Annotated in this window: 17 protein-coding genes; 9 read left to right on the top strand and 8 right to left on the bottom strand. The window is 50.5% G+C overall.

All coding sequences use genetic code 11. The features are described from left to right. Nucleotides 1-200 precede the first annotated feature (200 nt). On the top strand, nucleotides 201-965 hold the full coding sequence (gene eutC, locus BWI93_RS14700) for an ethanolamine ammonia-lyase subunit EutC (RefSeq protein WP_094812589.1): 765 nt from the start codon (nucleotides 201-203) through the stop codon (nucleotides 963-965). Between the two features lie 56 nt (nucleotides 966-1,021). Continuing rightward, nucleotides 1,022-1,300 (top strand): hypothetical protein, encoded by a 279-nt coding sequence (locus BWI93_RS14705; protein WP_094812591.1) that lies wholly within the window; start codon nucleotides 1,022-1,024, stop codon nucleotides 1,298-1,300. Between the two features lie 93 nt (nucleotides 1,301-1,393). On the opposite strand, the gene BWI93_RS14710 is transcribed toward BWI93_RS14705, so the two are convergent. The 5 genes from BWI93_RS14710 to BWI93_RS14730 all read right to left on the bottom strand — a co-directional run bounded on the left by BWI93_RS14710 (nucleotide 1,394) and on the right by BWI93_RS14730 (nucleotide 5,948). Then, the gene (locus BWI93_RS14710; protein WP_094812593.1) at nucleotides 1,394-1,633 is read right to left on the bottom strand and encodes a hypothetical protein; all 240 of its coding nucleotides are present in this window, start codon (nucleotides 1,631-1,633) and stop codon (nucleotides 1,394-1,396) included. A gap of 166 nt (nucleotides 1,634-1,799) precedes the next feature. Then, complete coding sequence (locus BWI93_RS14715; protein WP_094812595.1) at nucleotides 1,800-2,039, bottom strand: hypothetical protein; 240 nt, start codon at nucleotides 2,037-2,039, stop codon at nucleotides 1,800-1,802. Between the two features lie 193 nt (nucleotides 2,040-2,232). After that, complete coding sequence (locus BWI93_RS14720; RefSeq protein ID WP_255157884.1) at nucleotides 2,233-2,871, bottom strand: response regulator transcription factor; 639 nt, start codon at nucleotides 2,869-2,871, stop codon at nucleotides 2,233-2,235. A 159-nt stretch (nucleotides 2,872-3,030) separates the two neighbouring features. Beyond that, nucleotides 3,031-4,068, bottom strand: coding sequence for a triple tyrosine motif-containing protein (locus BWI93_RS14725; protein ID WP_094812597.1), 1,038 nt, complete (start codon nucleotides 4,066-4,068; stop codon nucleotides 3,031-3,033). Next, nucleotides 4,032-5,948 carry a two-component regulator propeller domain-containing protein gene (locus BWI93_RS14730; protein ID WP_094812599.1) on the bottom strand — a complete coding sequence of 639 codons (1,917 nt, stop codon included), beginning with the start codon at nucleotides 5,946-5,948 and terminating at the stop codon, nucleotides 4,032-4,034. Before BWI93_RS14730 ends, BWI93_RS14725 begins: the two co-directional genes overlap by 37 nt. Before the next feature lie 475 nt (nucleotides 5,949-6,423). Here BWI93_RS14730 and BWI93_RS14735 point away from each other — a divergent pair, with 475 nt between their 5' ends. The 4 genes from BWI93_RS14735 to BWI93_RS14750 all read left to right on the top strand — a co-directional run bounded on the left by BWI93_RS14735 (nucleotide 6,424) and on the right by BWI93_RS14750 (nucleotide 10,622). Beyond that, on the top strand, nucleotides 6,424-6,957 hold the full coding sequence (locus tag BWI93_RS14735; RefSeq protein ID WP_176454233.1) for a hypothetical protein: 534 nt from the start codon (nucleotides 6,424-6,426) through the stop codon (nucleotides 6,955-6,957). Nucleotides 6,958-7,193: 236 nt separating this feature from the next. After that, nucleotides 7,194-7,592 carry a hypothetical protein gene (locus tag BWI93_RS14740; RefSeq protein WP_141217473.1) on the top strand — a complete coding sequence of 133 codons (399 nt, stop codon included), beginning with the start codon at nucleotides 7,194-7,196 and terminating at the stop codon, nucleotides 7,590-7,592. Between the two features lie 48 nt (nucleotides 7,593-7,640). Continuing rightward, nucleotides 7,641-8,459, top strand: coding sequence for a hypothetical protein (locus tag BWI93_RS14745; protein ID WP_141217474.1), 819 nt, complete (start codon nucleotides 7,641-7,643; stop codon nucleotides 8,457-8,459). A 171-nt stretch (nucleotides 8,460-8,630) separates the two neighbouring features. After that, entirely contained in the window at nucleotides 8,631-10,622 is a 1,992-nt protein-coding gene (locus BWI93_RS14750; protein WP_094812607.1) for a beta-L-arabinofuranosidase domain-containing protein, read from the top strand. A 55-nt stretch (nucleotides 10,623-10,677) separates the two neighbouring features. Here BWI93_RS14750 and BWI93_RS14755 read toward each other — a convergent pair whose 3' ends face one another. From BWI93_RS14755 to BWI93_RS14765, 3 genes are all read right to left on the bottom strand, one after another. After that, nucleotides 10,678-11,145 carry a Dps family protein gene (locus tag BWI93_RS14755; RefSeq protein ID WP_369679160.1) on the bottom strand — a complete coding sequence of 156 codons (468 nt, stop codon included), beginning with the start codon at nucleotides 11,143-11,145 and terminating at the stop codon, nucleotides 10,678-10,680. Nucleotides 11,146-11,342: 197 nt separating this feature from the next. Then, a complete protein-coding gene (locus BWI93_RS14760) occupies nucleotides 11,343-12,803 on the bottom strand; it encodes a ThuA domain-containing protein (RefSeq protein WP_094812609.1) in 1,461 nt (486 codons plus the stop codon). 119 nt (nucleotides 12,804-12,922) lie between these two features. After that, nucleotides 12,923-13,291 carry a nuclear transport factor 2 family protein gene (locus tag BWI93_RS14765; protein WP_094812611.1) on the bottom strand — a complete coding sequence of 123 codons (369 nt, stop codon included), beginning with the start codon at nucleotides 13,289-13,291 and terminating at the stop codon, nucleotides 12,923-12,925. A gap of 137 nt (nucleotides 13,292-13,428) precedes the next feature. On the opposite strand from BWI93_RS14765, the gene BWI93_RS14770 reads away from it, so the two are divergent. From BWI93_RS14770 to BWI93_RS14780, 3 genes are all read left to right on the top strand, one after another. After that, nucleotides 13,429-14,649 carry an amine oxidase gene (locus BWI93_RS14770; protein WP_094812613.1) on the top strand — a complete coding sequence of 407 codons (1,221 nt, stop codon included), beginning with the start codon at nucleotides 13,429-13,431 and terminating at the stop codon, nucleotides 14,647-14,649. Between the two features lie 217 nt (nucleotides 14,650-14,866). Further along, nucleotides 14,867-15,178, top strand: a complete 312-nt coding sequence (locus BWI93_RS14775) for a hypothetical protein (protein WP_141217475.1) — start codon at nucleotides 14,867-14,869, stop codon at nucleotides 15,176-15,178. Between the two features lie 343 nt (nucleotides 15,179-15,521). After that, complete coding sequence (locus BWI93_RS14780; protein WP_217902279.1) at nucleotides 15,522-17,981, top strand: SusC/RagA family TonB-linked outer membrane protein; 2,460 nt, start codon at nucleotides 15,522-15,524, stop codon at nucleotides 17,979-17,981. The last annotated feature ends 33 nt before the right edge of the window (nucleotides 17,982-18,014 follow it).

Genomic DNA, 18,014 nt, shown 5'->3' on the forward strand with positions numbered 1-18,014 from the left:
ATGGGATGCCCCGCATGGAATGCATACGGACTAGAAAACCAACCAACTCAAAGGGGCGAAATAGTGATCCTATGATACTAGTGATTAGTAGTAGATTTCAGTATGGGATACCTCGCATGTAATGTATATGACCTAAAAGACCAGCCGTGTCGGCGAGAGTAGAACAGAACTGTTACGATATACACTAAACCTTTTAGTCAATGAATGAAATTCAAAAATACCCCATACCTCCCGACGAGTGGGAATCGCTGAAAACGTTTACGGACGCTCGCATTGCCCTGGGCAAAACCGGTGTTTCCATTCCCCTGCGGGAGTCGCTGGCGTTTAAACTGGCTCATGCTCATGCCAAAGATGCCGTATACTCCAGCCTCGATACGCAGGCTTTGGCGACTCGCTGGCAGAAGTACAGCATGCCCGTATACACCCTGAAAACGCAGGCTCTCAACCGGGACCAGTATCTGCAACGGCCCGATCTGGGTCGTAAGCTGCACGAAGATTCGGTACAGTTGCTGAAAGGCCTGCATACAAATCCGGTCGATGTAGCTGTAGTCATCGCGGATGGCCTTTCGGCAACGGCTATTATGGAAAATGCGGAGCCTTTTCTGGATCGTTTCTGGACGAAAGCAGAGGAACGGGGTTATTCACTGGCCCCGCTCTGTCTGGTCGAACAGGGGCGGGTAGCCATCGGCGATGAAATTGGATCATTGCTACGGGCTAGGCCGGTGGTCGTACTCATTGGCGAACGACCGGGCTTAAGTTCATTCAACAGTATGGGTCTGTATCTGACCTTTCAGCCCGAGCCTGGCTTAACGGATGAACGAAGAAACTGTATTTCCAACATTCGCTCCCAGGGCCTATCCATCGAACTGGCCGTAGATAAGTTACTATACCTGTTGCAGGAGGCGTTTCGGCTGCAACTGACCGGCGTTGTTTTAAAAGAAAAGGAACTAAAGGGAATCAATTGAGGTACTTTGGGACTTATAAACCAGTACGCTTCGTTTCAAGTAGCTCGTAAGTCAGTATGAATTTCTTACATCAGTTAGGTTCGGTCATCAGTCTGTTTAGCTTTATTCTCGTGCAATCACTGCTGTTTGTACGGTCGATTAATGCCTTTACTTCCCGAGATAAACCCAGTACCATGGCCCTGGTAACCGTTTTTGCCTGTTTTCTGGTAACCATTGGTTTGTATTACTACACGAATGCCGAACACATTCCCTTCATTCGGATTTTGTTGATGGTTAATGTCGTACAGCTAATCTTACTGGCTGTGCTATTCTTATTGCGAACGAAGGCACATTAAAAGGGTAAAGCTGGTACGGCTTCCGATTCTGCCACCAATCGTTTGATAATAGCCACTTCGTCAGAGCCTTCGTTTGCCGGATCAGGGTTTGCGTTAGTTCAGCCGATAGCCTCCTACCGGAAGTGAACCCAGTCCGCCCGCATTCGAAACGCCTGCTACCATCGCCAGCGTTGTTACGCCCAGCATGGGAGCCTGAATGATGGAGGAAGCGATACCGTAGAGCCAGTTAATCTGATTCGTTAGTGCATGGCGGCAACTACGGAAAAGAATCGTAGATCGGCAATGAGAAACGGTAGTTTCCTGCCTGTGATAATTTTCTGAAATGAGAATCATTTTTTTTAGCACGGATCAGGAACTGCATCGAGCCTATTCGCTGGCGACAGTTACGGTTGGGGCCTATCGGGTGCGACGATACAAGACTCTGTATTTACCAAAATAAAAAATGAAAAGCCGTTCTTAGCATGGCTAAAAACGGCTTTTGTGGTTGACCAGGAAGGAATTAATCGTGACCTTCCAGTTTCACCAGTTTATTGTAAATTCCCAGGAGAAGGAATGGTGCGGCCCATTGGCCTACGAATAATGCTGTGTTACGCTCACCCAGGATTTTAAGCGTTGCTGAAACGCCCATAGACGCCAGGGCAGCCCACAAAAATACGTCAGAGGGCAATTTTGCCGTTTGTTCTTCGATAGCGGTAGCTACTTTCCCTTCTTTGTGTTCGGGATTGAATTCATTTGCCATACTGGTAGAAAGTTAAAAGTTTAACGTGAAATTGGTTATACGTCAAAGCTTATGAAAACAACCGTTCCACCCAGTATACGTAGTACAATCCATTCAGTATATAGTGTTCAGTGATTGACAGATACGCCTTGTTGCGTTCCGTATGTGCCTCTTTTTGAGGTAGCCCATGCCCATATACAAGCTGGTACAGCCCCTATACGAGTCCTTCCCGCATGGCTTTAAGTACCGCTTCTGTCTTGGAGTTCACCTGAAGTTTGTCGTAAATACTACGAATATGCGAGCGAACGGTATCAATGCTGATGTGCAGGTGATCGGCGAGCAGCTTGTAGCTGTATCCGGCTACCAGGCCTTTAATGATGTCGAGTTCGCGGGGCGATAGCAGCGTTCCTTCCGAAGGAGTACTCTGCGGTTGCTGGAAGTGGACCAGCACTTTGCGGGCCACGCTGGCCGTCATGGGTGATCCGCCCCGGTGCAAATCAAAAATGGCCGCAATCAGCTCTGAAGGCGAGGTATGTTTGAGCAGGTAGCCGCTGGCTCCATTGCGAATCGCCCGAAAAATTTTGTCCTCATCGTCAAAAACCGTTAACATCAACACCTGACTTTGCGGGGAAACAGCTTTCACCAGCGGTACGGCATCGATGCCACTCAGACCCGGCAGGTCAATGTCCATGAGTACCACCTGGGGTTGCAGGCTTTGAATTTCCGGGGTAAGGCTGTGGCAGTTGGCGAAAGCCCCCAGCAGTTGTAAGCCCGGCGTAGCCTGGATCAAAAAGGACAAACCTTCGCGGAGTTCGCGGTTATCTTCGTAATAAACAATTCCAATTTCGCTCATATGATCTCAACGTATCGTTGCGGTTAACGTGATCGAAGTGCCCTGACCCGGTGCGGTACGCAGCACAATCGTACCCCGAATGTCGCGGGCCCGGGCGTGCAGGTTGGGCAGCCCATTGCCAGAGCGGGTACGGTCCCGATCAAACCCGACCCCATTGTCCTAAATCTGAAGGTGTAATACGCGGCCCTCCACGCTCAACCGCACGTCGATGCGGCTACAGGCGGAATACTTGACGGCATTGTTAATACTTTCCTTGAAAATCAAATACAGATTGCGACGTTGTTCGACGCTGAGCCGAAGGATGGGAAAGGGTTCACCGACGGTCATATTGAGGACGATTCCCCGGGCTTCGGTCAGGCGAAGGGCAAACTCCCGCATCCGGCTCACCAGGTCGTCGAGTCCATCCTGATTGGATTTGATGGTCCAGATAATGTCCTGCATGGATTCGGCCAGCGTACTGGCATTGTCGCTGATGCGTTTGAGCAGGGGAACGGAGTCGGGCCGAACGTCGGCAATTTGCCCCTGTACCACTTCACTGAAAATGCGAATGCTACTCAGCGTTGAGCCAATGTCATCGTGTAAATCCGTGGCAATGCGGTCGCGAATGAGAGCGAGATGCTGTTGCTGGGCCATTCGGTAGCGATAAATGCCGTACAAAAGGCCGAGGACGAGCAAGCCAATCAGGGCCTTAAACCAAAAGGTCTGGTAATACGCCGGAATGACGTGAATCCGCAGGCGGGTGCCCCGTTTGTTCCAGACGCCATCGTTATTAGATGCCCGGACCCAGAGTTCGTAATCGCCGGGAGCCAGATTGGTATACGTAGCGGTTCGGGCCGACGTGACTACCCAGTCCTTATCAAAACCCAGTAACCGATACGCGTACTGATTTTTTCGGGACTGACTGAAATTCAAAGCGGTGAAGGAAACCGTCAGCGTATTGTCGCCGGGATGGAGCGTAATCTGCTGGGTAGTGTCTAGCGGCTGAACCTGATTGTTGATTCGAATTTCCGTAAGCCATACGGGCGGAATCAGCGTATTTTTTCGCAGATCTCCGGGTTTGAAATAATTGAATCCTTCGGAAGCACTGATGAACAGTTCACCCAAGCGATTGCGGGTAATGGGATCAAATAAATTGCCGGACAAAATGCCATCACTGCCCATTAAGCCGTCACTCGACTGACTGTAATACTGAAACAAGCCCGCCTGTCCGGGTTTTTAGTCGGGTCAAGTTCGTGCAGGCGTTCGTCCGTATGCAGCCACAGATGGCCCCGCTGGTCTTCACAAATACCAAAAATATGGTCGGACGTAAGTCCGTTTTTCAAGGTGTACGTTTGCAGGACTTTCCCGTCGTAATCGGCCTTGATTAGAAAACCAATGCCCGAGTGCCACCAGTTTCCGTTTCGATCCAGATAAAAGGTACTGTGTAATTCATCCGTGGGCGAAATACCCGACGGCAGTCCCCGAAAGGTGAGCCATTCGAAATTTTTTCGTTCCGCATCCAGCCGCAGAATACCCCGATTCGTTAGTAGCCAAAGTCGTCGTTGAGCATCTTCCTGAATACGGTTGATCGTAAAGTTAGGCTGGCCGTTCAAGGGATGGGGCCAACGTTTCAGTTGATGGCTGGCCGGATCGTACCAGAACAAGCCATTGATCAGCGAGCCAATCCAGATTTTTCCGCTGGCGTCCTGACACAATACGGGCATGTGGGTGTTGACCTTGGGGTAATTAGAACCCTGGAACGGGGTTATTTTAATCGTTTCCCACTGTTGGCTACGGGGCTCGTAGGTGCTCACCCCATCCTTGGAACCTACCCAAAGCTTACCCGAACGGTCCTGAATGAAGCCATACGCCCCAACCGTAGGCTGAGGGGCGGTGAGCCTTTCCAGCGTATTCTGCCGACGATCCCAGCGAATCAGTCCGGATTGCTGGGTGAGGGCCCAATAAATATCATCGTGAACAATATCCTGCCGGACGGTCTGGATCATGGGCAAGCGACTATCGTCCCGACTCTCAATAATTCGTCGGTATAATTTCTGGGCGTTGGGATCTTTGGCCGCCAGGCCCTGAGTTGTTCCCAGCCAGATAATATGGGTAGCCGTATCTTTCAGGAAAATATTGGTTCGACCGCCGGGGTAACTGGCCGGGTCTTCGGGAACGTTCTTGAAAGGGGTTAACTCCTGCGTCCTGGGTTGATAACTGAAGATCCGGTCGAAACTTCCCAGCCAAAGGATAGAGGAGCCGTTTTTTTCGAATTCCTCGGTCATGGTCGATACGTTCACGGCTGGTGTAGGATGCAGAATGAATCGTTGTTGGACTGCATCATAGCGACAAAGGCCCAGTCGGAAGGACAGTGGGTGCGAAAACGTGTAAAGGTCTCCTGATTGCGTTTCCAGCATTCGCTGGGAATGGAACGGGACCTCATTCGGATGAAACGGGTCGTGTCCCTGCACGTACTGAAACTGCCTTTTTTTTCGATCAAACCGGTACAGCACCCGAAACAGGCTCAACCACAGGCGGCCCTTCGAATCCAGAAAAGGTTCGGGATAGTAACTCGGAATGGTGAAGGGCAGATCGAATGCTTTTTTTTCCAGCGTACGCGGATGAATGCGGTATAGTTTATCGTAGGTCGTGAACCAGCCCCAGCCTTCCCGGTCGAAAAAAACGGGGGATGTAAAATCATTATCGCCTTGTTGATCCTGGTTTTGGGGGAGGGGGATGCATACCCCCGTTTCGCTCCAGGGATCAAAGCGAAGTAATCCCCGGGTTGTCGAAATCCAGAGATAGCCCTGCGAATCGGTCGTTAAGCCATTCAGATTGACGTAGTTACTAGGTAAGCCAGAGGCCGCTCCGGTACTCTTGAAAACTTTAAAGGTCAGGCCATCGAATCGGTTGAGGCCATTGATGGTACCGATCCATAAAAAGCCCCGCCGATCTTTGGCCAGGGAGGTGATGACATTGCTCGATAAGCCGTGTTGCGTCGTAAAGCGGGTAAAAGCAATCGGGCTGGTTTGAGCCAGCACGCGGAAACCGGAAATAAACCAGAAAAAGAAAAGCAGAAGCTCCAGCCTTTTTCGCATGTGAGTGAAAACGTATGGGGACAAAGATTGACCGAAATTCAACCAAAGACAAATTTGCCGGATCGCATAAACATGTGAATCGTATTGGGGGCGGGCTAGGGCATCGGAGCAAACCCGGACCGTACTCGCAATCCAGACCGAATGAGAGACAGTAACCCTTGTGTCAGGCGTCGAAAACCCGTAGAAGTCGGTGGTAGTCAGCTACTTCAAAGAGATCTATTTTGGTATTTCACATTTTCATGCGATTGACGGCGGTCCGTTTTTCCACCAATTTTGCAAGGTCCAATTGGAGTAGGGACGGGGTCTGGAGCGGTTTAAACCAGGAAAAGAAAGCACCAGTTCAACCGGTTTTTCGGTGCGTTCATCCCCGGTATTTAGCAATTCGAACACACCGTCTATACGTTTCGGAATTCGCCCGTGTCAATTTTATCGTACCCATCAACCGTTATTATCCCCTTGTTTAGCCATGAAACGCATGAATCTGATTACCTTTTTGTTGACATTACTGTCCTTTTCCTGCCAGAAAAATTCGGGCATATCGCCGGATGACTCCGGTTCGACGCATGGAAAGAGTTACATCAAAGTAAATTTTAACGGTCACACGAAAACCTATAAGGACGTGACGATGTCCCTGATGGGAGGCGGGGGTACCGGCACCATTGAAGGGTGGTCAATGACGGCCGGACGTAACCACGGTGACTACCTGTCAATTGGTGTGTTTGCCCGGGAAACCGGAACCTTTCCGTACCGGCAGGACGTGAATAATTACCACAACATCAGCATGGTTGAATACCAGCAGTCGAAGGGTTCCTATACCAATTACAAAGCCTTAATTTGTCCCACCACGTCTGGTTACTATTCGACGCAGGGGAAAGTAGTAGTCGAAGCCTTCGAAGCGGGCAAACTGGCCAAAGGCACCTTTACGGGAAATCTGCTGGTGCCGGATACGGAGGATTGCTCGACGGAAAGTGTATCCTTTAGCGGCGAATTTTATCTGGTCAAAGAGTAACGGATTTAGCGTATACTTTTTAGCGGTAGTGCATTTTCAGAGAATCCCGATGAGAAAGTGTAGCGTACGTTCAACCTTCTTTTTATTTCCATGAAAACAATGATGAATAAGACGAGTCGTACGGGCTTGCGATGCCGCCGGGAGTACCAGCCGATGTAATCCCGTACGTCCGTTTTAGCGTACCTGAGCCAAGTCTGCTCCGGGTGTACCGCTGCCAAACGTTCTGCTCAAAAACCATGAAACGAATGCTCTTCGGGTACCTGCTGGTACTCACGATGATGGCCTGTCAGCCCACCCTGCCCACGCGGGTACTGGAGGGAACATTTGTCGGACCCGGTTCAGTACAGGCATCCCAGGGGGGCCTTACCTCGTATGCAGAAATCGAAATTACGCTGAAACCCCTGACGGCAACAACCGTGGAGGTAAGCAGCCCCGAGTTCAAGTCCTTCATTATTCAACGCCTGGCCCATTCCGGAACCACTATTTTTCTTTCGGATAATGAACAAAACTTGTTTCACTTTTCGGGAGAACCCAGCACCCGAAGTTTGCTCGTGGACTGGACTACCGAAATAGCGGGGCAACGACAGACCATCCGATTTGGTGGACGAAAAAAAAGTTTGGTCTTTGTTATTTAACTGAGCGGCAGGCGAGAGTATCAATCCCTGTCCTGACGAATACAAGTCATGAAAAAATACCTGTTCTTTAGTTGGTTGAGTGTTATTGTAGGAGTAACGGCCTGTGCCAAGTCCGACCCAGAGCCGACCCGCCCGGTAGATCCACCCGCAGGCTCTGAAAGCCATCGGTTGGTAAAAATTACGTCGGGCGAGCAGAATCAGCAAAGTTATCAGTATAACGACCAGGGCTTACTGCAAAGATCGAATGTACGCTGGCGGTACAACGATTCGTTGACGGTAGCTTCGACAACAACTTTTACTTACGATACAGAAAAACGAATGTCCCAGATTTTATACGATGGGAAGCCTTATGTAACGTTTTTTTACGAAGGCAAGCAGCTCGATAAAACGGAAGAATACGACCACAAAGGTCGGCTGGTGGTTACGCATTTCTATCTGTTCAATGGGGAAGGACAACTGGTCGAATTACTCGATCAGATTCACGATACCGAAACGGCAGCCGTACAAAGTTTTATTAAGCACCGCTACGAATACGAGGGGCAGCGGAATGTGCAACGTGTACTCTCGTTCCGGAAAAATGTAAATGATCCCACGTTTACACCCTGGCAGAATGTGTACTACGAGCACTACGACACGAAGAAAAACCCCCATCTGCCCCAGGTTTCGTATCCCTTCGTGGAAGCAACGGCTACCCAGGTGAATAACCCCGGAAAAGTGACGGTGCGGGATGCCCGGGACGAATCGCTGTTAAACGTCGAAACCTACGCGTATACTTATGATGCTCAGGGGTATCCGCTGCAAAAAACGCAGCAACTCAGCACAACCCATCCGCTGCCTGCCGTGACATTGAGCTATCAGTATCAGTAAAAGCAGACGAGTGTAAGTGATGGAAAAGGCCCGGTTCATCCGGGCTTTTTGCGTTGGTAAAGGATTTCGTAAGTAGAAAATGCCTAAAAACAGGTGGGTACTTCCGGGTTTGAGTAATTGGGACCTATCTTTCCGCGGCATTTACTAAACCTATTGAAATTAAGTTCACGTATGAAAAAAACGCTTGCTGTAATCCTTTGTGGATGGACCTTGTTCGCTAGCGGGCAATCGAACCAACCGGCTGCCTCGCTTCGTCCGAACCCGTACCAGGAATTGCCCTTGGGAGCGATTCGGCCCGAGGGCTGGTTACGGGAAAGGCTCATACGCCAGAAAGAAGGTGCCACGGGTAAACTTGATGTGCTGTACCCTTCCGTAATGGGTCCGCGAAATGGCTGGCTGGGTGGCGACGGGGATCAGTGGGAGCGGGGACCGTACTGGGTAGACGGACTACTACCGCTGGCGTACCTGCTAAACGATGCCGAACTGATTGCCAAAACCAAACCCTGGGTTGAATGGGCGTTGAACAGCCAGCAACCGGACGGCTACTTTGGCCCTTCCCGCGATTACGGGCCGGAAGCTGGCTTGCAACGGGATAATAGCCGGGATTGGTGGCCTAAAATGGTCACGCTGAAGATTTTAAAACAGTATTATTCCGCCACGGGGGATCAACGGGTGATTCGTCTGATGACCAATTATTTTAAGTACCAACTCAAGGAATTACCCAAAACGCCGCTGGATCACTGGACCTTCTGGGCCCATTACCGGGGCGGTGATAATCTGATGCTGGTGTACTGGCTGCACCGAATTACGGGCGATGCTTTTTTACTGCAACTCGGCGACCTGATTCACAAACAGACCTTTGACTATACCAACGCGTTCCTGCAAACGGACATGCTGAGTCAGCCCGGCAGTATTCACTGCGTAAACCTGGCTCAGGGTTTGAAAACGCCGGTGATTCAGTATCAGCACCATCCGAAAGCAGAATATATACAGGCGGTGGATCGCGGACTGGCGGATATTCGAAAATACAATGGCATGGCTCATGGCCTGTACGGCGGAGACGAGGCCCTGCACGGTAATAACCCGACGCAGGGCTCCGAGCTGTGTTCGGCCGTGGAGATGATGTTTTCGCTGGAAAGCATGCTGGAAATTACGGGCAAAGTAGCCTGGGCCGATCAGCTCGAAAAGATTGCCTTTAATGCCTTGCCTACCCAGATTTCGGACGATTTTATGAGTCGGCAGTACTTCCAGCAGGCCAATCAGGTGATGTTGACGCGGCACACCCGCAACTTCGACGTAAACCACGGCGGTACGGATGTGTGTTTCGGATTGCTGACGGGCTATCCCTGCTGTACGTCGAATATGCACCAGGGCTGGCCCAAGTTTACCCAAAACCTGTGGTACAAAACATCCGATCAGGGGTTGGCGGCTTTAGTGTATGCTCCGAGCGAAGTCAAAACGGTGGTTGGAAAAAATGTGCCCGTGACCTTCAGGGAAGAAACGGGCTATCCGTTTGAAGAAACGATTCGTTTCACACTGACGACCGAGGCCCGTAGTGTTACGTTTCCCCTGCACCTGCGGATTCCCGAATGGTGTCCGAAAGCGAGTCTGACCATCAACGGAAAACCCTATAAAGAAGTAACGGGCAATGCCGTGACAGTGATCAATCGTACCTGGAAATCCGGGGATGTCGTCGAAGTACAACTCCCGATGCCACTCAGACAAAGCAGCTGGTACGAAAACTCCCACTCCATCGAACGGGGCCCGCTGACGTACGCCCTGCCCCTTGGCGAAACGGTGAAAAAGGTTAGTAATACGAAAGATCCCATTGACTACGGCGATAGCTACGAAGAAGTTCGTCCGACTACACCCTGGAATTACAGTCTGATCGTCAGTTCGGACGCCAAACTAGCCGAGCGATATACCGTGGAGAAAACCGGGAAGGTATCCAATTCCCCCTGGACTACTGAAAATGCTCCGATCCGGATTCGGACCAAAGGCCGTCGTATTCCTTCCTGGGGCTTGTACAATGACATGACCGGTCCCATTCCGTACAGCGTAACGTACAATCTGGAGTACGGACCCGAGGAGGAAATCATTTTAATTCCCTACGGTTGTACCCGCCTGCGAATCGCCCAGTTTCCGGTAACCGGGGGCCGTTAACGAAAAGAGCCGTGGAAATTGATTCCACGGCTCTTTTTTAGGAGTGAAACTTACTTCAGGTGAGCCCGAAGCATCCAGGCAATTTTTCGTGTTTTTCCATCAGGCCGGTAATGAAATCGCTCGTACCGGCGTCTTTATGGGCATCGGCGAAATCGTCGACATTACCCCGCAGAAATTCGATGATGCTTTCGTGGTCGCCCAGCAGCTTGTGAATCCAGCTGCGGCTGTCGTTTCCGCCACCGTCGGCTTCGGTCAGGTGCGTCAGTTGCAGGAATTCCTTCATCGTACCGGGAGCGTAGTGGCCGAGTTGACGAATACGTTCTGCCAGTGAATCGACGATCTCCGCGGAATCTTTGTACAATTCTTCGAAATACAGGTGAACCGAGTGGAAGTCCATCCCTTCCAGGTTCCAGTGAGCATTAAGGGTTTTGGTATAGACCAGGAATTCGTCTGCCAGAATTTTAGCTAATTCATGGGCTACTACAGCCCGGTTTTCTTCTGAGATGCCAATGCTAGTTTTCATAAGGAGTAATTTAAAAAGGTGAACTGTTGATAAAGACTCGAAAAAGCAGCAATTGTTTAGTGTTCAAAACAGATTAGAATCCGTCTTAATCCAAAGAGGCATGGGCCGGAAAGGTCATCATTTTTCGGGAATCTTGGAAAGGGTAAAGCACAAAATTCTACGTCCTAACCAAGCCTCCTGAACCAACCCAGCCCAGGTTACTGCTTTTTCGAAACCCAGTTCGCGGCCCTTTGCCACAACTCTTTGGGGCTGGTTTCTGGATCGAGTACCGTTTGAAAAACTCGCCCTTGCCCGAATGTATAGACCCAGGCCAGGGGCGTAGACTTGCTTCGTACGATCACCTCAATCGGTTCCGTCCCTTTTAACTGAAAAGCTGCCTTGCTCCGAAAGGAGGGAAGTCCTTTAGTAAGGGGATGTGACTCCTGTTTTACGCGTTCATCCACCCGAAAATCCGTTATCTTTTCCCGACGAAACAATTGCGAATACGCTGCCCAGCCCGAGCGAACCGTGGTATCGGTTTTGGCCCGAAAGGCTAAGGCCAGCAAGCCGCCACCCTTTTGAACGTACTGTTCCAGAGCTGCCTTGGAAGTACGGTGGATGCCATTGGTATCGGGGCGATCAAAAGCCAGAAATCCGTAGTCGCTGAGGTCGTAGGTCGAGAGATCATTGAGGTCCGTACAAACATCTACCAGAAGTTCCGGATCTTTTTCGAGCGTCTGCTGTAAGGAGGATTTTGTTTTTTTATCGTGAAAGAGAAGGGCTTTTTTCGATCGGTGGTACGTAAGCTCCGTAACCTGAGCATCAGTATAAAAGCTCGCATCCACGCCAGTCGCGGGTACTTCTGCTCCGGCGGCCCAAACGAGTCCATTCAGGAGCAGTTTACGGTAATCCGGATTTTCCCAGTTCGTATAAAAGTGATTGAAAGTGGCACAGAAACCGCGGCCCCCGTCAACCCGCTGCAAAGCCCAGGCAACCAGATTCCCCTGCTCAGGCCGTCCCTGTAGGGCAGGTACTTCCATAAGGGGCGTCAAACGTGCGTCATTTTCCCGGAAACGCAGGTTGTAATAAAACTCATCGTTGATACGAAAGGGCTTCACACCCCGGCTGATGGGGTGCTCGGGCGAAGGCAGGCGAACGTCCGCTTCCAGGATTTTGAGGGCGGAATAGGTTCGGTACTTTCCCGTCGCGTCTTCCCAGTCATAGTAACCGCCCGTCCACTCCAGCAGTTTCTGACCATAGGCATACGAAGCAAAGTTAGAGAAATGTAATAAAGCCAGACTACAGCCCCGCTTCATCTGCTTCTCCATGACCTGAATACGTTCGGGAGTCATGAAAGGGACATCCGAAAATAAATTGCCATCCCGTCCGTCCGATACGAAAAAGATCAGGTCGGCGTCGTCGAGCGTCTGTTCCTGTTCGGGCCAGCCGTGCAGGTGTACCTCCGTGCGAAGGCCCGGTACCTGACAATGGTCCAGCATGGTTTTGAGCAGACGTACGGTTTTTACGTATTCGTGCGTACCCGGCGGGTGACTTTTCTCTCCCGCAATCAGTACAATTTTACGGGAGTTACGAACGGGAGAAGAGGGCTGGCTCTGGGATGCAGAAAAACTTCCCACAAGCAAAGCCCAGGTCATACAAAGCAAATAATACCAATACATAGATCAAGAGGGTTCAACCAGTAATGGAATCAAAGCTACGGAATAATGGGCTATCGTGTACGTTAACTATCGGTTAATTGTGCGTGAGTAACTTATAAATACAGCGGTTATTGAGACGTCTAACTATAGTCGCTAATTCGGGTAATCTTGCCTTGGCTAACTTCAAAAATGCTGACACCCCGCAGCTGTAAGGTTTCACCCGCTTTCAGGCCATTGGGCAAATCCTGGGCCAGCGTCGCGTGGTAGTCGATTTCTACCGCCGCTGCCGTATTACTCAGCACCTGAAAGCGTACCGATTGTCGGCGTTCGCTGAAAAAGTGAAGCGATTGAAGAGCCAGCGTTTCAAATTCGGACTTGGACTGTGTAGCCGTAATCCCTGAGGCGTTCGAAACGTTCTCAAAAAAGATGGCCTCATCGAGCAAAGCCAGCATAGCCGGTACGTCTTTGGCATTATAGGCCGTAAGATAGGCCTGAATGATTTCTTCCATAGCGAGCATTTAGGGCAGTAAAGTAGCGATAATTTTGAGGCCTGGACAATGATTTTTCGGGAAGTCCCCAACCCAGCCTTTACTAAACAGGCACTATTTTTTCAAAGAATGTAGTTTTCGTTCACCTTTCAATGACTATGAATCTCCTACACGCAACGCCACTTGGGTTCGAAAATCCTTTTCAATCGTTCTGGATGGCTGGTTATGAATGTTCAGATCAACTCAATTGCTTCGGAAATCGGGTTGATCTGTTAACGATTTCCGGCCATTTGGATCAGTTGGATGAAGATTATAAACAATTACAGCCCTATCAAATTCGTACGGTACGCGAAGGGATTCGCTGGAGTTCCGTTGAAAAACAACCCTATCAGTATGACTGGACGGTGGTTCGTCAGATGATTGAGAAAGGCCGCCAGCAGGGTATTCAGCAGGTGTGGGATCTGTGCCATTTTGGTTATCCGGACGATCTAACGCCCCTGCATCCGCTCTTTGCCCGACGGTTTGCGGCGTTGTGCCGGGCTTTCGTTGACTTTTACCGAACCATTGATCCGGATGGCACCCTGATTATCACGCCGATCAACGAGGTAAGTTTCATTTCCTGGCTGGGCGGGGATGCCCGGGGCACTTCTCCTTACTGCGTCAAACAGGGCTGGGATGTGAAGTATCACCTGATGCGGGCCTACATTGAAGGCGTGGCCGCCATTCGTGAAATGGACGCTCACGTCAAAATCATGTCCACGGAACCGCTGGTGAATATGGTGCCGCCCCTAAACGCTACCTACGAACAGCAGCGGAAGGCAGCCCTGGCTCATCACGCTCAGTTTCAGGCCATGGATATATTGACGGGACGGACCTGCCCGGAGTTGGGCGGCTCGCCAGACTATCTGGACATTCAGGGACTTAACTATTATTACAACAATCAATGGGTCGTGAACGAGGGCAGTGGTAATACATTTCTTCCCTGGGGAAATGAAGGGAACGATCCTCGCTGGCGGCCCTTACGCAGTTTGTTCCACGAAGCTTTTGAACGGTACGGAAAACCGATCGTACTGAGTGAGACGAGCCATCCGGGGGAACACCGACCGCACTGGATTCGTTTTGTGGCCGAGGAATGTGCCGCGGCAATCGAGCAGGGTATTCCCCTGTGGGGACTGTGTTTGTACCCCATCATTGATCGTCCGGACTGGGATCATCTGGACCACTGGCATCGGTCGGGATTGTGGGATGCTGAACTCCTGCCGGGGCAATCGCCCCGCCGCGTTCTGTACGAGCCCTACGCTCAGGCCATTACTGCAAGTCAGCGATTGCTGGATGTAGCCTTTGCCCGGAAAAAAGCAGAACAACCGAGGATTTTCTAAGCAAAAGACCTTTCTTGCGTAGGTTGTTTAATGCGTGCCCAACAAAGCCTCATCACCTATTTTTCGTATCCGCATGAAAGTTCTTTCCCTGTTAGGTCTCGCTTCTTTGACGGCTTTCTATTCTTGTGAACAGAGGGCCTGTATGTCGCCGCCTCCCACGTATCAATTTGCGTTTGTAAACAAACAAGGATCAGCTGCTTTAGATAGCATCCGGGCAATGCAAGTACGCTTGACGTATAAAGATGCTTCGGGGATGGAACAGACGGTTGCCCCCGAAGACTTCAAAGTCATTGCGTCGAAACCGTACGGCGTCGTTTTTGAATCTTCCTATGCTTTAATTGAAAATCCAAAACCGCAAACCCGTCTGTATACGGTCACCTTTGGGACGGAATCATTGGGTCGGCTTCAGCTTACCAGTAAAAAAAATACTACCCAATGTAATACTTGGATGAACCTCAGCGAAGCCCGTTTTAATGAGCAGATTTTAAGCCGGGGCGAAGAGGTAAACTATCTGATTCAACTTCCGTAACCAAGCGTCAGGATAGAAATGAGTCAAGGGATTGTCGCTGAGTTACCTATAGGGATGAACGTCACCGCACATTCTTTTAAATACGGATGGGTAAGGGGTCAAATTTAGGGTAATTTAGTACCCTGTTTCCTAGATAAAAGTGCTAACCGCTGTAGAGTCATTCCCTTTATTGGAAGTGATTCTACAGCGGTTATTTTCATCTATCTACTTAACATTTTCTTTTCAGTGTACTGATCGTCAGGGGTCGGGTGCTTCTTGATTTGGTAACATTGACGTAATGACCAGATAACCTTGAAGGTCTAAACTTGCGGCTGTTTTTCCAAAATCACTACTCTGAAGAAAGATGAATGAAAAGAAAGCTTACGGCTCCGTAAGCCCCGCTACCTCATTGTTCCCGGTGCTGTTGAAGCGTTTTGGAATGTTGGCGGGTCTGTATGCCGTGTTGCTGGGCTGGGGCTCACAGGTCCAGGCCCAAAGTACTCCGCTTACCCTGAAAGGTTCCGTCATTGATCGCACCAGCAATGAGCCGCTGCCGGGCGTTGCCATTTCGGTGAATAACAAGGCTGTTGACCTGACGAATGCTCAGGGTAAGTTTCAGTTGCAGGTAGAGGCGGGCAGTACCATCGGTTTTACTTTTATCGGCTATCAACCCCACCAGTTCAAAGCGGAGAAAAATGATGCGAACCTGACCGTCTACTTAGAAAATGGGCAGAAGGATTTAAATGAAGTAGTCGTAACGGCCCTGGGTATCAAACGCGAAGAAAAAGCCCTGGGTTACAGTGTTTCTACGATTAAAGAAGACCAGCTGACGCAGGCCATGCCCAATAACTGGTCGGACGCCTTGAAAGGAAAAGTGGCGGGTCTGAACATTCTCCAATCGGGTTCCGGACCTTTAAATTCAGCCCGGATCAACCTTCGGGGCGACCGTTCGCTGGATCCTAATAAAAACGAAGCTCTGGTTGTCATTGATGGCGTACCGATGATCAATGGGAAGGTAAGTTCCGGCGTCGATCAGGCGTACGGAGCAGGTGCCAGTGGAGCGGATAAAGACATCCCCATTGACTTCGGGAATGGTTTGGGCGACATCAATCCCGATGACATCGAGAGTGTTACCGTACTGAAAGGAGCCGCCGCTACGGCCCTGTACGGGAGCCGGGCCGGGAATGGTGCCTTGATCATCACCACGAAATCGGGCAAGCGGAAGGGCAAAGGGGTAGGCGTAACCGTCAATTCCAATTTCAGTGTCAATGATGTACTCCGCTGGCCGGAATACCAATATGAGTACGGACAGGGAAGCGGTGCAAAGTATTACTCGTACGGTCTGTCGCCGGATGGATCGAATACGGGCTCCACGTCAAGTGCCTTCGGCCCGAAATTTGATGGCCAGGAATATTTTCAGTACGATCCGGTGGTGGAAGGCCAGTCACCCGAACGTCGGCCCTGGCGTCCGTATAAAGACAACATCAAAGGTTTCTGGCGTACGGGTCATACTTTCACTAACAACGTTGCCGTGGAAGGGGGCGGGGAGAATTACTCAGCCCGGGCATCGCTAACCTATACTAACAACGAGTGGATCATGCCCAATACGGGTTTTGACCGGCTGGTCGCTTCGCTTAACTCCAGCGTTTCGCTTTCCAAACGGCTTAAGCTGAATACGAAACTGAGCTACACCAGCAAAACCAGCGATAACCTGCCGGGTACGGGTTACAATAACCAGTCGATTTCGTACTTCATGATTTTCCAGAATCCGAACGTCGATCTGGCCTGGTACGAACCCCGCTGGAAAAAAGGGCAGGATCAGATTCAGCAGATTCACCCTTTTAGTTCTTTCATCGAAAACCCGTACCTGATTGCGTACGAGATGACGAACAGTTTGAACAGTACGAACATCATCGGGAACATTCAGGCGACGTATACGCTGTCTCCGAAGTGGGAATTCATGATTCGTTCGGGTCTGAATAGTCGGCAGGATCGTCGCGAACAACGCCGTCCCTGGAATACCTCCAACTTCCCGCAGGGTTACTATAAACAGCAGGACGTAGCATTTTTGGAATCAAACACCGACTTTCTGGCTACTTACAAAAGCAAACTGACCCGAACGATTGACCTGACCGCCTCCGTAGGGGGTAACCGCATGAGCAGTGACGTCAAGCAGAATAATGCCGTCGCTCGCGGACTGCTGTTACCCGGCGTCTATAAACTTTCGAACGCCCTGGAACAGCCCATTGCGGATAACACGCTGATTCAACGGAAAATCAATAGCGTATACGGATTGATCAATCTGGACTGGCAGAACAAGATCTTCGTGGATATTACGGGTCGTAACGACTGGTCCTCGACGCTGCCCGCTGGCAACAACTCGTACTTTTATCCCTCGGTCAGTACGAGCTACGTACTGAGCGAACTCATGCCCTTACCCACGGTGATTTCCTTTGCCAAAGCCCGGCTTTCCTGGGCTCAGGTGGGGACCGATACCGAGCCTTACCGCATTGCCAAGTACTACGACAAGTCGCCTTTCCCAGGCTCGGCAAATTCGCCCTCCATCCTGTACAACGGGACGCTGAAGCCCGAGATTTCCACTTCCTGGGAAGCGGGACTGAACGTGTATCTGTTCAAAAAACGCGTCAATGCCGATGTGAACTTTTACTCGAATACAACGGTCAATCAGGTACTAACCGTACCGATGGACATTACGACGGGTTATAGTTCGGCCTTCATCAATAGTGGCAAAGTACAAAACCGAGGGGTTGAAGTGATGCTGAGTGTACAGCCCGTTCAGTCGAAAAACTTCAACTGGACCTGACGGGAACGTGGTCGAAAAACCAAAATCGCATTC

This window comes from Siphonobacter sp. BAB-5385 (genome assembly GCF_002261125.1).
Lineage (GTDB): Bacteria > Bacteroidota > Bacteroidia > Cytophagales > Spirosomataceae > Siphonobacter.

Coding starts and splice junctions, on each gene's coding strand:
- BWI93_RS14710 (WP_094812593.1), bottom strand. CDS start 1,633: ATGATTCTCATTTCAGAAAATTATCACAGGCAGGAAACTACCGTTTCT.
- eutC (WP_094812589.1), top strand. CDS start 201: ATGAATGAAATTCAAAAATACCCCATACCTCCCGACGAGTGGGAATCG.
- BWI93_RS14740 (WP_141217473.1), top strand. CDS start 7,194: ATGAAACGAATGCTCTTCGGGTACCTGCTGGTACTCACGATGATGGCC.
- BWI93_RS14705 (WP_094812591.1), top strand. CDS start 1,022: ATGAATTTCTTACATCAGTTAGGTTCGGTCATCAGTCTGTTTAGCTTT.
- BWI93_RS14760 (WP_094812609.1), bottom strand. CDS start 12,803: ATGTATTGGTATTATTTGCTTTGTATGACCTGGGCTTTGCTTGTGGGA.
- BWI93_RS14780 (WP_217902279.1), top strand. CDS start 15,522: ATGAATGAAAAGAAAGCTTACGGCTCCGTAAGCCCCGCTACCTCATTG.
- BWI93_RS14775 (WP_141217475.1), top strand. CDS start 14,867: ATGCAAGTACGCTTGACGTATAAAGATGCTTCGGGGATGGAACAGACG.
- BWI93_RS14730 (WP_094812599.1), bottom strand. CDS start 5,948: ATGCGAAAAAGGCTGGAGCTTCTGCTTTTCTTTTTCTGGTTTATTTCC.
- BWI93_RS14765 (WP_094812611.1), bottom strand. CDS start 13,291: ATGGAAGAAATCATTCAGGCCTATCTTACGGCCTATAATGCCAAAGAC.
- BWI93_RS14720 (WP_255157884.1), bottom strand. CDS start 2,871: ATGAGCGAAATTGGAATTGTTTATTACGAAGATAACCGCGAACTCCGC.
- BWI93_RS14750 (WP_094812607.1), top strand. CDS start 8,631: ATGAAAAAAACGCTTGCTGTAATCCTTTGTGGATGGACCTTGTTCGCT.
- BWI93_RS14770 (WP_094812613.1), top strand. CDS start 13,429: ATGAATCTCCTACACGCAACGCCACTTGGGTTCGAAAATCCTTTTCAA.
- BWI93_RS14715 (WP_094812595.1), bottom strand. CDS start 2,039: ATGGCAAATGAATTCAATCCCGAACACAAAGAAGGGAAAGTAGCTACC.
- BWI93_RS14735 (WP_176454233.1), top strand. CDS start 6,424: ATGAATCTGATTACCTTTTTGTTGACATTACTGTCCTTTTCCTGCCAG.
- BWI93_RS14755 (WP_369679160.1), bottom strand. CDS start 11,145: ATGAAAACTAGCATTGGCATCTCAGAAGAAAACCGGGCTGTAGTAGCC.
- BWI93_RS14745 (WP_141217474.1), top strand. CDS start 7,641: ATGAAAAAATACCTGTTCTTTAGTTGGTTGAGTGTTATTGTAGGAGTA.